The sequence below is a fragment of the Siccirubricoccus phaeus genome (assembly GCF_008360935.1).
GTDB lineage: Bacteria > Pseudomonadota > Alphaproteobacteria > Acetobacterales > Acetobacteraceae > Siccirubricoccus > Siccirubricoccus phaeus.
Map to the genome: position 1 here is coordinate 166758 of NZ_SRXO01000008.1, position 15691 is coordinate 182448.

14 protein-coding genes are annotated in these 15691 nt (G+C 69.2%); 10 read left to right on the plus strand and 4 right to left on the minus strand.

The features are described 5' to 3' along the window. On the plus strand, positions 1-381 hold the full coding sequence (locus tag E5N76_RS13475) for a hypothetical protein (RefSeq protein WP_149537821.1): 381 nt from the start codon (positions 1-3) through the stop codon (positions 379-381). A 112-nt stretch (positions 382-493) separates the two neighbouring features. Continuing rightward, positions 494-1654, plus strand: coding sequence for a YncE family protein (locus E5N76_RS13480; protein ID WP_149537822.1), 1161 nt, complete (start codon positions 494-496; stop codon positions 1652-1654). Positions 1655-1699: 45 nt separating this feature from the next. Here E5N76_RS13480 and E5N76_RS13485 read toward each other — a convergent pair whose 3' ends face one another. After that, positions 1700-1927, minus strand: a complete 228-nt coding sequence (locus tag E5N76_RS13485) for a hypothetical protein (protein ID WP_149537823.1) — start codon at positions 1925-1927, stop codon at positions 1700-1702. 178 nt (positions 1928-2105) lie between these two features. Here E5N76_RS13485 and E5N76_RS13490 point away from each other — a divergent pair, with 178 nt between their 5' ends. After that, entirely contained in the window at positions 2106-3302 is a 1197-nt protein-coding gene (locus E5N76_RS13490) for an LLM class flavin-dependent oxidoreductase (protein WP_149537824.1), read from the plus strand. Between the two features lie 84 nt (positions 3303-3386). Further along, positions 3387-4952 (plus strand): ABC transporter substrate-binding protein, encoded by a 1566-nt coding sequence (locus E5N76_RS13495; RefSeq protein ID WP_149537825.1) that lies wholly within the window; start codon positions 3387-3389, stop codon positions 4950-4952. Here the strand turns inward: E5N76_RS13495 and E5N76_RS13500 are convergent. Beyond that, entirely contained in the window at positions 4944-6272 is a 1329-nt protein-coding gene (locus E5N76_RS13500; protein ID WP_149537826.1) for an LLM class flavin-dependent oxidoreductase, read from the minus strand. The two genes, E5N76_RS13495 and E5N76_RS13500, sit on opposite strands and share 9 nt — an antisense overlap. A gap of 71 nt (positions 6273-6343) precedes the next feature. On the opposite strand from E5N76_RS13500, the gene E5N76_RS13505 reads away from it, so the two are divergent. From E5N76_RS13505 to E5N76_RS13520, 4 genes are all read left to right on the plus strand, one after another. After that, positions 6344-7147, plus strand: coding sequence for a creatininase family protein (locus tag E5N76_RS13505; RefSeq protein WP_149537827.1), 804 nt, complete (start codon positions 6344-6346; stop codon positions 7145-7147). 74 nt (positions 7148-7221) lie between these two features. Further along, a complete protein-coding gene (locus tag E5N76_RS13510) occupies positions 7222-7506 on the plus strand; it encodes a hypothetical protein (protein ID WP_149537828.1) in 285 nt (94 codons plus the stop codon). A gap of 11 nt (positions 7507-7517) precedes the next feature. Continuing rightward, the gene (locus E5N76_RS13515) at positions 7518-8681 is read left to right on the plus strand and encodes an NAD(P)/FAD-dependent oxidoreductase (RefSeq protein ID WP_149537829.1); all 1164 of its coding nucleotides are present in this window, start codon (positions 7518-7520) and stop codon (positions 8679-8681) included. A gap of 151 nt (positions 8682-8832) precedes the next feature. Further along, complete coding sequence (locus tag E5N76_RS13520) at positions 8833-11220, plus strand: glycerophosphodiester phosphodiesterase family protein (RefSeq protein WP_149537830.1); 2388 nt, start codon at positions 8833-8835, stop codon at positions 11218-11220. A 92-nt stretch (positions 11221-11312) separates the two neighbouring features. Here the strand turns inward: E5N76_RS13520 and E5N76_RS13525 are convergent, their stop codons facing one another. Continuing rightward, positions 11313-12014, minus strand: a complete 702-nt coding sequence (locus tag E5N76_RS13525; RefSeq protein WP_187830150.1) for a GntR family transcriptional regulator — start codon at positions 12012-12014, stop codon at positions 11313-11315. A gap of 130 nt (positions 12015-12144) precedes the next feature. Between E5N76_RS13525 and E5N76_RS13530 the strand changes: the two genes are divergently transcribed. Together E5N76_RS13530 and E5N76_RS13535 are read left to right on the plus strand one after the other, a co-directional pair. Continuing rightward, positions 12145-13716 (plus strand): ABC transporter substrate-binding protein, encoded by a 1572-nt coding sequence (locus tag E5N76_RS13530; protein ID WP_149537832.1) that lies wholly within the window; start codon positions 12145-12147, stop codon positions 13714-13716. A 190-nt stretch (positions 13717-13906) separates the two neighbouring features. After that, a complete protein-coding gene (locus E5N76_RS13535) occupies positions 13907-15070 on the plus strand; it encodes an FAD-dependent oxidoreductase (protein WP_149537833.1) in 1164 nt (387 codons plus the stop codon). Here the strand turns inward: E5N76_RS13535 and E5N76_RS13540 are convergent. Continuing rightward, positions 15052-15525 (minus strand): Lrp/AsnC family transcriptional regulator, encoded by a 474-nt coding sequence (locus tag E5N76_RS13540; protein ID WP_149537834.1) that lies wholly within the window; start codon positions 15523-15525, stop codon positions 15052-15054. The two genes, E5N76_RS13535 and E5N76_RS13540, sit on opposite strands and share 19 nt — an antisense overlap. Positions 15526-15691: the final 166 nt, after the last annotated feature.

Consider the following 15691-nt stretch of genomic DNA (forward strand, 5'->3'; position numbering starts at 1 on the left):
ATGAGCGCATCCGCATCCGGCACGCCTCCCACCCCGCCCCGGGCCGTGGCCGCCCCGCAGGTTGCCCCCCCGCAGGTCGTCCCCTCGCCACCCTCCTCCCCCGCAGCGAAGGCGGCGCGGCATGAGGCGGCGGAGACGGCCGCCGCCTGGCCCTTCCTGCCGCCCTTCGCCGGCGTCGGCCGCGCCACGGCGCAGCCCTTCATGGACCTCTCCGCCCTGATGGTGCGGGAGACGGAGCGGCTGGTGGAGCAGCAGCTCCAGCTCTGCCGCAGCAGCTATGATGGCTGGCTGCGCCAAATGCGGGCCATGAACGATTCCGCGCTGCACCAATGGGCCAGCGCGGCACAGCATCTGGCCTCGGCGCTGCACGGACCGCGCTGAGCCGGACGGCCGGCCAGGGCGGGGCCTGCGGGACCGCCCAGGCCGGGCCTGCGATCCCCTCGACAGGCGGCGCGCCGCGGCGGAGACTTCCCGCAGGGAGGAACCCCGCACAATGAACATGCTGCCATGCGCCGCCGCGCTTGCCTTCGCCCTGGGGCTCGCCGACCCGGCGGCGGCCCAGCTTGCGCTGTCTGCCAATGACGGCAAGTCCACGCTGGAGAACGGCGTCGCCCGCACCTTGCGGGAGGGGCCGCCGGATACGGTCGCGGTCATCGACCTCTCCGCCTCCCCGCCCGTCCTTCGCGGCGAGGTGAATGTGCCGACCAGCGTGGTCGGCCCGCCGCTTTCCGTCGCCATCACCCCAGATGAGCGCCTGGCCCTCGTCACCGCCAACCAGGTGCGGGACCCGGCGGACCCCGGCAAGCTGGTGCCCGGCAACGCGCTTTCGGTGCTGGACCTTACCGCGACGCCGCCGCGGCTCGTGGCCACGCTGCCGACCGGCCTGGCCCCCGCCGGCCTTTCCATCAACCGTGCCGGCACCATGGCGCTGGTGGCGAACCGGGCGGAAGGGACGGTCAGCATCTACCGCATCGCCAACGGCCAGGTGACGCCGGCCGGCAAGGTGGAGATCGGGCCGGTCTCCGCCGAGGTCTCCCATGTGCAGTTCACCGTGGATGGCCGCCACGCGCTGGTGACGCGCTACGGCGACCATTCGCTGAACGTGCTGCAGATCGACGGCGATCGGGTGGTGAAGCTGGACCGGGAGATCACCACCGGCGTCCGCCCCTATGGCGTGACGGTGACGGCGGATGGGCAATGGGCGGCGGTGGCGAACATCGGCCGCGGCACCGGGGATGCGGATACGGTCAGCCTGGTGGATCTGCGCCACCTGCCCTTCCGCATCGTCGATACCGTCAGCGTCGGCCAGACGCCGGAGGGCATCATGGCGAGTCCCGATGGCCGCTTCATCGCGGTGACGGTGATGAACGGGTCCAACAAGCCGGCGGATTCGCCCTTCCACGGCCCGGGGCTGGTGAAGCTGCTGCGGGTGGAGAATGGCCGGCTCGCGGTGGTCTCCGAGGCCAGGGTCGGCACCTGGGCGCAGGGCGCGGCCTTTTCCGCCGATGGCCGCACCCTGCTGGTGGGCAATATGGTGGAGCGGGACGTCTCCGTCCTCCGCATCGCCGAGGACGGGGCGCTGAGCGAGGCCGGGCCGCATCTGCGGTTGAGCGGCGGCTCCGCCGCGCTGCGGATCGCCGACCGGCCGCGCTGATGTCCCCGGCGGTTCGCGGGGTACAGCCTGCCCTGGGCGGCACCCTCAGCGTGAGAGGCGCAGTACGCCGAAGCCGGGGGCGATGATCAGCAGCCGCCTTTCCCAGCCCGGCTCCGCCGCCGGGCCCGGCCCAGGCCGCCGATGCTCGGCCGCGATCCGCCGCAGGATGGCGGCGCTCTGCCGCCGCAGCCACCACCAGCGCAGCCGGCGGAGCAGGCCGCGCTGCCGTGGGCTGCGGTGGAGGGGCAAGGCGGTGGTCTCGGGAGCGGGCATGGCGGTCTCTCCGGGCGATGGCAGCAAAATGGCGGGCGGCCCTTTGCCTCGCCGTGCCCTGCGTCACCGTCCCGTGCCGGGCGGCCGGGGGTGTGACCGGTCGTTCGTCCAAAGGTTGACCTCGGCCCCGGTGGCTTCCTAGCCTTCCGGGCTGAACATCCAGAAAGGCACGCACCCCATGGCCCATCGCGGCTTGCGCTTCGGCATCTTCCTGGCGCCGTTCCACCGGGTGGGCGACAATCCGACCCTCGCCCTCGGCCGCGATCTCGAGCTCATCCAATGGCTGGACACGCTGGGCTATGACGAGGCCTGGATCGGCGAGCATCATTCGGCCGGCTGGGAGATCATCGCCTCGCCGGAGATCTTCATCGGCGCGGCGGCGGAGCGGACGAAGCATATCATGCTCGGCTCCGGCGTCACCTCGCTGCCCTATCACCACCCGCTGCTGGTGGCGCAGCGCTTCGTCCAGCTCGACCACATGACGCGCGGCCGCGCCATGCTGGGCTGCGGCCCGGGCGCGCTGGTCTCCGACGCCTATATGATGGGCATCAAGGCGGAGGAGCAGCGGCGCATGATGGATGAGAGCCTCGGCGCCATCATGCGGCTGCTGGCCTGCGAGGAGCCGGTGACGATCAAGACCGACTGGTTCGAGCTGAACCAGGCGCGGCTGCACCTGGCGCCCTATACCTATCCGCACTTCCCCATCGCCGTCGCCAGCGCCACCACCCCCTCCGGCGCGATCACGGCTGGGAAATATGGCGTCGGGCTGCTCTCCCTCGGCGCCGGCCTGCCAGGCGGGCCGCAGAAGCTGGCGGAGTCCTGGCGCCAGGGCGAGGCGGAGGCGGAGAAGCACGGCAAGAAGATGGACCGCGCCGGCTGGCGCCTCGTCGTCAACATGCATTGCGCCGAGGAGGATGAGCGGGCCTTCCGCGACGTGGCGCATGGCGAGAAGCTGGAGACCCTGACCTATTTCAGCGAAACGCTGGGCCGCCCGCCGATGCGCAGCGAGAACCCGCTGGCCGATGGGCTGAAGGCCGGCACCACGCTGGTGGGCAGCCCGGACACGGTGGCGGCGGGCATCGCAAGGCTGCTGGAATTCACCGAGGGCGGCGCCGGCGGCGTGCTGTTCCGCGCCCATGAATGGGCGAACCGGGAGGACACGCTGCGCAGCTATGAGCTGTTCGCCCGCTGGGTGATGCCGCGCTTCCAGGGCAGCCTGGCCATGCCGCAGCAATCGCGCGACTGGTGCAGCGAGAACCGCAGCGGCATCTTCGGCCCCAGCATGAGCGCGCTGCGCAAGGCCTTCACCGATGCGGGGCAGGAGGTGCCGGACCATATGCGGCTGAAGCTGCATACCGGGAAGGTGGATCTCTAAGCAGGCGGTTTGCGGCCGGCGGGTTTCGGCTTAACCTGCCGGCCAAACGCCGGATGCACGGGCCAGACGCCGAAGGGAATTCGGATGCGCCTGCTTGCCCTGTGTCTTCTCGCTGCCCTGCTGCCCGCCGCGGCGTCGGCGCAGAACGTGCTGCGCGTCACGCCCGGCGCCGACCTCACCACCCTCGACCCGCAGGGCCCCTCCGGCACCACCGCCTATATCCACGGCATGATGGTGTATGACACGCTCTACGCCCAGGATGAGGATCTCGGCATCCATCCGCAGATGGCGGCGGGCGACGAGGTTTCGGCGGACAGCCTGACCTGGCGCATCACCCTGCGGGACGGGCTGCGCTTCCATGATGGCAGCCCGGTGACGGCGGCCGATGTCGTCGCCTCGCTGCGCCGCTGGATGGGGCTGGACACGGTCGGCCGCACCATGGCGCAGGATGTGGCGGGGCTGGAGGCGGCCGATCCCCGCACCCTCGTCATCACCCTGCGCCGCCCCTTTCCGGTGCGGCAGGCGCTGGCGAACAGCGGCAGCGGCCTGCCGGTCATCCTGCGCGAGCGGGAGGCGACCGCCGGCGCCTTCACCCGGCAGACCGAGATCATCGGCTCCGGCCCCTTCCGCTTCGCCGCCAATGAATGGCTGCCCGGTGGCCGAATCGTCTATCCGCGCTTCGAGGGCTATGTGCCGCGCCCCGAGCCGGCCAATGGCTTCGCCGGCGGCAAGGTGGTGAAGGTGGACCGCGTCGAGTTCATCGTCATGCCCGACGCCGCCACCAAGGCTGCGGCGCTGCAGGCCGGCGAGATCGACCTGATCGACCAGATGCCCTTCGACCAGGCGGAGGCGCTGATGGGCCGCCGCGGCATCACGGTGGCGTCGCTGTCCAAGATCTACAATCCGTTCTTCATGCGGCCCAACCACCTGTTCCCGCCCTTCGACAACGTCGATGCAAGGCGGGCCCTGGCGCTGGCGATCCATCAGCCGGACTACATGGCGGTGGCCTTCGTCCGGCCGGAATGGGGGCAGCCCTGCCTCTCCTACTTCGTCTGCGGCAGTCCCAACGGCATCACCACGGGCTCCGAGCCCTATGCCAGGCAGAACCTCGTCGAGGCCCGGCGCCTGCTGGCGCAAAGCGGCTATCGTGGCGAGCCGGTGGTGCTGCTGAACTCGCGGGAGACGCTGTTCGTCGGCATGGCCGGCGACCTGGCGGTGCAGAATTTGCGGGAGGCGGGCTTCAACATCGTCGCCGCGGAAAGCGACTGGGGCACGCTGATGGCTCGGCGCAACAGCCGCAACCCGCCGGAGCGTGGCGGCTGGAACCTCTTCATCACCAGCGTCTCCGGCAGCGGCATCTATTCGCCGCTGAGCAATTCCATCGCCGACACCACCTGCGGCGGGCGGAATTTCGCCGGCTGGGCCTGCGACGAGGAGGCCTCCCGCCTGCGCGACCAGTACATCCACGAAGCCGACCCGGCGAAGCAGCGGGAGATCCTGGAGCAGCTCAGCCGGAGACTGTGGGAGGTGGTGCCGACCGTCATCCTCGGCCAGCGCGCCCAGCTCTATGCCTGGCGCAACAGCATCAGCGGCTTCCTCCGCTCGCCCTCCCTCATCACCATCCTCTGGAACATCAGCAAGTCACGCTGAGTAGCGGTTGGGCGGCTCCGGCACGCCGAGGTTTTCGCGGAAGGTGCGGCCCTCATACTCGTGGCGGAAGCGGCCGCGCCGGCGCAGCTCCGGCAGCACCAGGGCGACGAAATCCTCAAGGCCGCCGGGCAGATGTGTCGGGATGATGTTGAAGCCGTCCGCGGCGCCGGCTTCCACCCAATCCTCCATGGCGTCGGCGATATCCGCCGGCGTGCCGATGATGGTGCGGTGCCCGCGGCCGGAGGCGATGGCGAGGCAGAGCTCCCGGATCGAATAGCCCTTCTCCCGCGCCAGGTTGAACATGACGGCGGCGCGGCTCTTCAGCTTCGGGTCCTTCGGCTCCGGCACGGGCCCGTCTAGCGGGTAGCCGGAGAGATCGCCGAAATTGCCCCAGATGTAGGAGAGGCCGACCAGCGGGTCGATCAGCTCCTGCAGCATCCGGTGCTTCGCCTCCGCCTCCGCCCGGGTGGTGCCGACGATGGGCACGATGCCCGGCAGCATCAGCAGGCTGCCCGGCAGGCGGCCATGCTGCGCCAGGCGGTCCTTGATGGCGCGGGCATAGGCGATGGCGGCGTCGCGATTCTGCTCGGCGGAGAACACCACATCCGCGTAGGCCGCGGCGATGTCCCGCCCCTGTTCGGAGGCGCCGGCCTGCACGATGACCGGCCGCCCCTGCGGGCTGCGCGCCACGGAAAGCGGCCCACGCACCGAGAAATGCTTGCCCCGGTGGTTCAGCGTGTGCAGCCGGGCCGGGTCGTAGAACACGCCCGATCCCTTGTCCTGCACGAAGGCATCCGCCTCCCAACTGTCCCACAGCCCGCAGGCCACCGCGGCGAATTCCGCGGCGCGCTCATAGCGGTCGGCATAGGCCATCTGGTGCTCGCGGCCGAAATTGAAGGCCTCCGCATCGGACCAGGAGGTGACGAGGTTCCACCCCGCCCGGCCGCGGCTGATATGGTCCAGCGAGGCGAATTTCCGCGCCAGATGGTAGGGCTCGTTATAGGTGGTGCTGGCGGTCGCCACCAACCCGATATGCCGGGTGCAGGCCGCCAGCGCCGAAAGCAGGGTCAGCGGCTCCAGCTCGGCATTCTGGTTGGAGCGGCAGAGCGAGCCGGGCGGCTCGTCATTCTGCCGGATGCCGATGCCGTCGGCGAGGAAGACCATGTCGAGCTTCGCTTCCTCCGCGATCCGGGCCACCTTGAGGAAGTGGTCGAACTCCATCGCGCCATTCGCCGGCACCTCCGGATGCCGCCAGCCCCCGGCATGGTAGCCGAGGCCGCGGATGGAAACGCCGAGCCGCATCTGTCCTTGCCCCGCCATGCCTGCCATCCTGCGATTTGAGACGCGTGAAGCTTAAGCCGGCCAGGCCGCCGGCGTGAAGGAGGGCGAAGATGGGCAAGCATCGGCTGGAGGAGATGACCTTCCTCGAATTCCGCGAGCGCATGGCGGAGGACCCCGTCATCCTCCTGCCGCTGGGCAGCGTGGAGGTGCAGGGCCCCTGCAACCCGATGGGCGACTACCTGCTGGCCGGCGTGCTGGCGGACCGGGTGGCGCAGCAATCCGGCGCCATCGTCGCGCCTACCCTGCCTTTCGGCTGCGCGGATTACTTCCGCGACATCCCGGGCGGCATGCAGCTCTCCGCCCCCGCCTTCCGCGCCGTGCTGCGGGACATGCTGACCGGCTTCCTGGACCACAAGCTGGAAAGGCTGGTGATCTTCAACGGCCATACCGGCAACAACGCGCTGATCGACGAGGTGACGCGCCAGCTCCGGCGGGAGCGCGGCGTCATCATCCCCTGGCTGAACATCTGGCCCATGGTGCCGATGGCGCTGAAGGAGAAGGCACATGGGGCGGCGGCGCCGCGCGTCACCGGCCATGGCTCGGACCCGATCGGCTCGGTCTATGAGTACCTGTTCCCGCAACTGACCCGGCGGGAGGAGGCGAAGCGCCCGGAGCCGAAGCTCACCTTGCTTGGCCTGCCGACCGGCGGGCTGGCCACGGTGAAATTCGGCGCGGTCGATGTCGGCGTGCCGGTCAACATGATCGATCATTGCGACGCGACGGTGGGCGGCGACCCTTCGCTGGCCAATGCCGAGGCGGGGAAGTTGTTCGCCGATTTCATCGTCGAGACCGGCGTGGGGCTGGTGAAGCATATGCAGACGGCGCCGGTGCGGGACGGGCGGGCGGCGTTCTGAGCTCCGCCGCAGGCGCTGCGCCGCTGCGCGGGCCTCGGACGCGCTCAGGGACGGACATGGCAAGGAAGCACAGGATGACGCTGATCGGGACGGCCTGCTACGCCCCCGCCGCTCAGGGCCGCCGCCTGCTGGCCGGCGCCGCCGGCTGTATCGCGGACGAATTGCCAGCATGGCCGGAGGCAGAGCGCGGTTTCAACCTGATCTGCAATGACCCCCCTGGCTCCTTGCAGGGCTTCGCCGAGATGGCGATGCCGGCATTGCCGTGGCGCGGCCTGTTCCGCCCTGCTTATCAGGGGCGGGGGTTGCGAGGGGACCCGGGCCTGCGCGTCCCGCCCAGCCGGCGCCGTATGACAGCGTGAGGGCGCAGCGCATGGCACGCATCCTCATCATCGGCGGCGGTATCATGGGCTCCGCTATCGCCTATCACCTGGCCTGCGCCGGCGCCGCGGCGGATGTGGTGGTGGTGGAACCGGACCCCACCTATGAATTCGCCGCCACGCCGCGTGCCGTGGGCGGCATCCGCCTGCAGCACGCCATCCGCGAGAACGTGCTGATGTCCCTTTACGGCGACACGGTCTATGCGGACTTCGCCGCGCATGTCACCGGCGGCAAGGTGAGCTTCGACCCGCAATTCCGTCGCCTCGGCTACCTCTTCCTCGTCGAGGGCGCGGCAGCGGTGGCCGCGCTGGAAGAGAATGCCCAAATGCAGGCCGCCTGCGGTGTCGAGGTGGAGGTGCTGGGCGCGGCGGAGCTGCGCCGGCGCTACCCGGAATTCGCCTTCCCGCATGTCGATGCCGGCGCGCTGACGCCGGCCGATGGCCAGATCGACCCCAACGCCGCGCTGATGGGCTATCGCCGCGCCGCGGAGGGTCGCGGCATCGCCTATCTCAGGGACCGCGTGGTGGGGCTGGAGCTGCGCGGCAACCGCGTCGTCTCCGCGAGCCTGGGATCGGGTGGCACGCTGCCGGTGGAGATCGTGGTGAACGCCGCCAATTGCTGGGCGGCGGAGATCTCCGCCATGATCGGCATGCGCATCCCCATCGAGCCGATGCGCCGCCAGCAATTCCACTTCACCGCGCAGCAGGAGCTGCAGCCCTTCCCCTGCATCCGGCATCTGCACGGCCTCGCCGTGCGGCGGCATGCGGGCGTCTACCTCTCCGGCTTCACCCGCTTCAACGAAGCCGGAGGCTTCAACTGGGCGCTGGAGCACGAGGTGTTCGAGAGCTTTCTTTGGCCGCAACTCGCGGAACTCAGCCCTGCCTTCGAGGCGATCAGGCCGCGCGGCGGCTGGGTGGGGCATTACGACATGAACCGGCTGGACGGGAACCCGTTGATCGACTGGTACGACCGGGTGCCGAATTTCCTGCTCTGCGCCGGCTTCTCCGGCCATGGGCTGCAGCATGCGCCGGCGGTGGGGCGGGGGGTGGCGGAGCTGATCCTGCAGGGCGGCTTCCGCAGCCTCGACCTCTCCCTTTTCTCCTGGCGCCGCGTGGTGGAGAATCGGCCGATTCCGGATGACGGGCCGACGGCCTGACAGCGCTGCTCCGCGCACGGCTCAGCGCGGCGTGATAGGCCCGCAACGTCACGGCAATGTCCGCATTGTAAGAAAGTATACGAAATCTTTCGGCCTGTAACTTCCGCGCCGCAACCGCGGGCCATTCCGGCCAGGACGCGGAGGAGGATGCATGCCGACACACGCCACCCCAGGCGCGGGCTTTCGCGTCGCGACCTTCAACGCCTCGCTCAACCGCGCAGCCTCGGGCGAGCTGCTCACCGATCTGGCGACGCCGGATGACGCCCAGGCCGCGACCGTCGCCGAGATCATCCAGCGCGCCGAGCCCGACCTGCTGCTGGTGAACGAGTTCGACTACGCGCCCTACGGCATCAATGCCGATCTGTTCCGGCTGAACTATCTGGCGCGGCCGCAGAACACGCTGGATCTGGCGGAAGGTCCCGCGGCGGCGCAGGACTATGTCGATGCCTTCGTCGCCCCCTCCAATACCGGCATCGCCTCCGGCTTCGACCTGAACAATGACGGCCAGGTGGTGACCACACCGGGCGCGGCCGGCTATGGCGATGACGCGCTGGGCTTCGGCGCCTTTCCCGGCCAGTACGGCATGGCGTTCTTTTCCAAATACCCCATCCTCCACGACCAGGTGCGGACCTTCCAGACCTTCCTGTGGAAGGACATGCCGGGCGCCCTGCTGCCGGACGATCCCAACACGGCGGCGCCGGCGGATTGGTACTCCGAGGAGGAGCTGGCGAATTTCCGCCTCGCCTCGAAGAGCTTCTGGGACATCCCGGTGCTGGTGGATGGCGAGGTGGTGCATATCATCGCCGGCCATCCGACCCCGCCCACCTTCGACGGTCCGGAAGACCGCAACGGGTTGCGCAACCATGACGAGATCCGCTTCCTGGCGGATTACGTGACCCCCGGCCATGGCGGCTACATCTATGACGATGCCGGCGTCTATGGCGGGCTCAAGGACGGCGAGCGCTTCGTCGTGCTGGGCGACATGAACGCCGATCCGCGCGACGGCGACAGCGTGGATGCGGCGATCCAGCAATTGCTGGACAGCGACGCGGTGGATGCCTCGCTGCGCCCGGCCAGCGCCGGCGGCATGGAGCAGGCCGCGGAACAGGGCGGCGCCAATGATAGCCACACCGGCGATCCGGGTTTCGACACGGCGGATTTCGCCGATACCGCGCCGGGCAACCTCCGCGCCGACTACGTCCTGCCTTCGAAGGACGGGCTGGCGCCGCGCGCCGCCGGCGTGTTCTGGCCGCAGAGCGACGACCCGCTCTTCCCGCTGGTCGGCGAATACGACCCCAGCCTGCCGGGCGGCTTCCCCAGCTCCGACCACCGGCTGGTCTGGGCCGATCTGGTGGTGACGCCGGATGCGGCGCCGGGCTTCAACACGCTGGATGGCGAGGCGCCCACCGTCTTCGGCCATCGTGGCGCCAGCGCCTACCGGCCGGAGCACACCCTGGCCTCCTACAAATTGGCCATCGAGCAGGGCGCCGATTTCATCGAGCCCGACCTGGTGGTGACCAAGGATGGCGTGCTGATCGCGCGGCATGAGCCGGAGATCGGCGGCACCACCGATGTGGCGGACCATCCGGAATTCGCCGATCGCCGTGCCACCAAGATGCTGGACGGCGTGCCGGTGACGGGCTGGTGGGCGGAGGATTTCACCCTCGCCGAGATCAAGACCCTGCATGCGCGGGAGCGCATTCCCGAGATTCGCCCTGACAATGCGGAGTATAACGACCTCTACCGCATCCCGACCTTCGCCGAGGTGATCGACCTGGTGAAGGAGGTGGAGTTCGAGACCGGCCGGAAGATCGGCATCGTCCCGGAGACCAAGCACCCCACCTATTTCGAGTATGAGGGGGAGCACCTGGACGGCACCAAGATCGCCCAGGACACCAGCAAGATGCTGGTCGATACGCTGGTGGCGAATGACTTCACCGACCCGTCCCGCGTCATCATCCAGTCCTTCGAGCTGGCGAACCTGATCGAGCTGCAGAAGGAGATCATGCCGGAGGCGGGCATCGACATCCCGCTGCTGCAGCTCATGAACGAGGGCGGCTACGACATCGCCTTCAACCTGGACCCGGCGCGCGGCGACAACCCGGAGGCCTATGCCGGCTTCGGCTTCGACCTCAGCCTGGACAGCGCGGTGAACGGCGACCTCTACACGCCGGAGGCGCTGCAGGCGATGAAGGCGCTCTTTGCCGAGGCGATCGGTCCGTACAAGGACGATATCCTGCCGACCCGCCCCGTCTCCCCGCCGGTGGATGGCGATGGCGACGGAGAGGCGCAGATCGCCACCCAGGTCACCGGCCAGGTGATCAGCCTGCTGGATGATGCGCATGCGGCGGGGCTGGAGGTGGTGATCTACACCCTGCGCGACGAGGAAGCCTTCCAGGCGCTGAACCCGGATGGCTCCGCGCGGTCGCCGGAGGATGAGTACCGGACCTTCATCGAGCTGGGCGTGGACGGCTTCTTCACCGACTCGCCCATCTCCGGCCGCGTCGCGGTGGAACGCGCGATCGACGAGCTGCTCTGAGGCAAACTCGGACCGGGGTCCGGGGGGTGGTCCACCCCCCGGCGGGGTGCAGGGGCAGAGCCCCTGCCGGGGTCCGGGGCAGCGCCCCGACCCTACCCCCCCGCATAGCCGATCGGCCGGCGCGCTATGTCCTCATGCGCCAGCAGCGCCTCCATCACCCTCTCGCGCGCGAATTCCACCTGGCGGCGGGCTTCCGCCTCCGCCGCCGCGGCGCGGTCCTCCAGGATGGCGGCACGCAGCGCCCGGTAGCCCCGGAGCATCTCCTGGCTGCGATCCCAGGTCATCAGGGTGAGGGAGATGTACCTCTCCGACTCATCCACCAGCCCGGCGACGATCTCCACCAGCCGCGCATTCCCCGCCGCGCCGGTGACCAGCAGGCGGAAGCCGCGGTTGGCGGCAAGGAAGGCGGCGACGGTCGGCGCTTCCTCCCGCCGGTAGCCGGCGTCGAAGGCGGCATCCAGCGGCGCGAAATCCACCTTCCGCAGCCTGCCGGCGGCGAGCGCCGCGGCGGGCGGCTCCAGCATCCGGCGTAGCTCGAAGACGTCGCGCGCATCCTGCAGGGTCAGCGGGCTCACCCGGTAGCCGCGGCGGGGTATCGGCTGCACCAGCTTTTCCTGCGCCAGGCGCAGCAGCGCCGCCCGCACCCCGGCGCGGTTCTGGCCGAGCATCAGGCACAGCTCCGGCTCGCTGATCTCCCGCCCCGGGGCCAGGCGGCACTCGATGATGAGGCGCCTGATGGTGGCGTAGGCCTGGTCGCTGAGCCGGGGGCCGGGGCTGGGAGTTTGCATTGACATGCCACTATCCATCGGTAACATACCACGAAGAAGCTGAGATCAGCCAGTGCGGCCGGCGCCTTGCCACTATCGGCGCCCGGCCGCGCCCAGGGAATGCCGCGGCGCAACCGAGGGATTTCGAGGAGGCAGCATGCCCCGCTGGCTGCGCATCGCCCTTCTGCTGGCCATGGCGGCCCTGGCGCCGCTGCCGGGCTGGGGCAGGGAATTCCGCTTCGCCTTCCAGTCGGATGTCGCCAGCCTCGATCCGCATTTCTTCGACCACGCCTTCACCACCGGCTTCCTCGGCAATGTGTATGAGGGGCTGACGCGCTGGGACGACCAGTTGCAGGTGGAACCGGCGCTGGCCACCGCATGGGAACAGGAAAGCCCGCTGAGCTGGCGCTTCACCCTGCGCCGCGGCGTCACCTTCCATGAGGGCCAGGAATTCACCGCGGATGACGTGGTGTTCTCCGTCCGCCGCGCCACCGGCCCGGAATCGGGCTTCGCCGGGCTGGCGGCGGCGATCGCGGAGGCGGAGGCGCTGGACCCCTACACCGTGCGCATCGCGACGAAGCAGCCCTACGTCATCCTGCCCCGGATGCTGACCAATTTGCTGATCCTCAGCCGCGGCTGGGCGGAGGCAAACGGTGCCGCCACCTCCTCCAACATGCGGACCGGGCAGCGGAATTACGCCGCGGACCATGCCAATGGCACCGGCCCCTTCCGGGTGACGCGGCATGAGCCGGACAGCATCACCCAGCTTGCCGTCTTTCCCGGCTGGTGGGACCGGCCGACGCATAACCTGACCGTCGCGACCTTCCGCCCGATCAAGAGCCCGCCGACACGCGTCGCCGCACTGCTCTCCCGCCAGGTGGACATGATCTGGCCGGTGCCGCTGGCGGATATCCCGCGGCTGCAGGGCACGCCCGGCTTCAAGGTGGCAAACCGGCCTTCCGAATGGGCCATCATGCTGCGGCTGAACCAGGGGGTGGAGCGGCTGAGCGGCGGCGATCAGGCCGGCAACCCGTTCCGCGACGTGCGGGTGCGGGAAGCGGTGCACCGCGCCATCGACACGGAGGCGATCCGCCGCACCATCATGCGCGGGTTGTCCACCACCACCGCCCTGCCGCTGGCGCCGACCACCAATGGCTATACGGAGTCGCTGCAGCGGCCTTCGGTCTTCGATCCGGAACGGGCGAAGGCGCTGCTGGTGGCGGCGGGCTACCCGAACGGCTTTGCCTTCACGCTGGATTGCCCCAATGACCGCTTCATCAATGACGAGGCGATCTGCCGCGCCATCGTGCCGATGCTGGCGCGGATCGGGCTGAATGCCTCGCTGGCGGTGCGCAGCACGACGCCGCATTTCACCCATATCGGGCGGCGGGTCTCGGATGCCTTCCTGGTCGGCTGGGCCTCGGCGGGGGTGAAGGATGCGCACAACCTGCTGAGCCAGTTGTTCGCCACCACCTCCGGCAGCCTGGGCGCGGTGAATTATGCCGGCTATTCGGATGCGGAGCTGGATGGGCTGATCCAGGCGATCGGCGGCGAGAGCGACGCGGCGAAGCGGGCGGAGATGTTCGCCCGCGCGCTGGCGATCTTGCAGCGCGATTGGGCGGTGATCCCCGTGCATCTCCAGCCCAGCGTGTGGGGCTTCACCGCCGAGGTCACGACGCTGCAATTGCCGGACGACAACATGCGGCTGTGGCGGACTAGATTGCGGTAGGGGCTGTCCGAGGGGGACGCTGTCCCCCTCGGGCTCCCCCTGCCAAAGGCCGAAGGGCCTTTGGAAACCATGAGTTTCAGACCCGACGGTTAGAACAGCTAACTCAAGGGTTCAAAGGGCCTTTCGGCCCTTTGCGGGTGGAGTTTGAGGAGGGCAGAGCCCTCCTCAACACCGAGTTGGGATCGCGCAGATGGCCACAGGACATGCAGAGATAGCAGGCGCCGGCGTTGCCGGCCTGATCGCCGCCACGGCGCTCGGCCAGCGCGGCTGGAGCGTCACGGTCCATGAACGCGCCCCGGATCTGCGCAACTTCGGCGCCGGCATTTCCTGCTGGTACAATTTCGTGAAGGTGCTGCGCGCCGTCGGCGCCTTCGAGGAAGCTGCCGCCCGCTGCCGTCCCTTCTACATCCGGGAGACGCGCGACCAGCATGACCGCGTCCTCTACACCATCCGCGCCAGCGAGAAGCCGGCCGAGCGCACCTTCAGCCTGACCCGCCGCGACCTGATCGGCGCCCTGGCCAATGCCGCGCGGCGCGCCGGCGTGGAGATCCTCACCTCCTCCCGTGTCGTCGGCGCCGCCCCCGAAGGCGCGCTGCTGCTGGAGGATGGCACCCGCCGCAGCGCGGACCTGGTGATCGGCGCCGACGGGGTGAATTCCCCGGTGCGGGAGAGCCTCGGCCTGCTGCGCCGCCGCCTGCCGCTGAACAATGGCGCGGTCCGCATGCTCATCCCGCGCACCGAGGAGGAGCGGCAGTCCGAGCGCGGCAAGAAGGGCATCGAATACTGGTCCGGCCCGCGCCGGCTCTACTACACCGCCTGCAACGAGGACGACATCTACCTGGCCTTCATGCTCTCCCCGCAGGACGAGGAGGGCATCGCGGTGCCGATCCGCAAGGATACCTGGATCCGCTCCTTCCCCCTGTTGAAGCCGCTGATCGAGAGGGTGGGAAATGAGGGGCGCTGGGACCAGTTCGAGCAGATCGAGCTGCATCGCTGGTCTGCCGGCCGCGCCGCCGTGGTGGGGGATGCGGCGCATGCCATGGCGCCGAATATCGGCCAGGGCGGCGGCATGGCGGCAGTGAATGCGCTGGCGCTGGCGGTCTGGGTCAGCGAGGCGCGCACGGTGGAGGAAGGGCTGGTGACCTGGGAGGCGAAGGAGCGGCCGCTGACCGACTACACCCAGCGCGTTTCCTACTGGTATGGCCGGATCAACGACGTGCCGTCCTTCATGCGCGCGCCGCTGATGATCGCCTGCGGCAAGTCGAAATGGATCGTCGGGCTGCGGCAGAAGCCGGCAAACCATATCCCCACCGGCTATGTGCCGGAGGCGCTGCCTCAGGGCTCCTCGGCATAGTCCAGCGGCAGGGCGGTGGTGGATTTCATCCGCTCCATGGCGAACATGGAGGTGACGTCGGCCAGCTCGATGCGGGCGATCAGCCGCTGGTAGAGATCGTCATAGGCGCGGATGCTCGGCACCACGGCGCGGATCAGGTAGTCGATCTCGCCGCTCATCCGGTAGAAATCCAGCACTTCCGGCAGATCCGCCACGGCGCGGCGCAGCCGGTCCAGCCAGTCCAGATTGTGCTGGTTGGTGCGGATGGCGATGAAGACCGTGACGCCGAGATTGAGCTTCTCCGGGTCCAGCAGGGCGACGCGGCGGCGGATGATGCCGACCTGTTCCAGCTTCTGCACCCGCCGCCAGCAGGGGGTGGGGGAGAGGCCCACCTGCTCGGCCAGGGCGGCGATCGGGAGGGTCGCGTCTTCCTGCAGCAATTGCAGGATGCGGCGATCGAAGCGATCGAGCTTCATGCCGGGACAGGGGCGGTAGGCTGGAAGGGCATGGTGCGGGGCTGCGGTCCTGGCAGATAGCTGCAATGAGGATGAGATACCCGGAATGTAGCGAGAATCGGAATTCCATTCCTATTCAACTCAGGGCCTGGGGATGAAAAGCAAAAAACCTTCGCGCCCTCGCCGC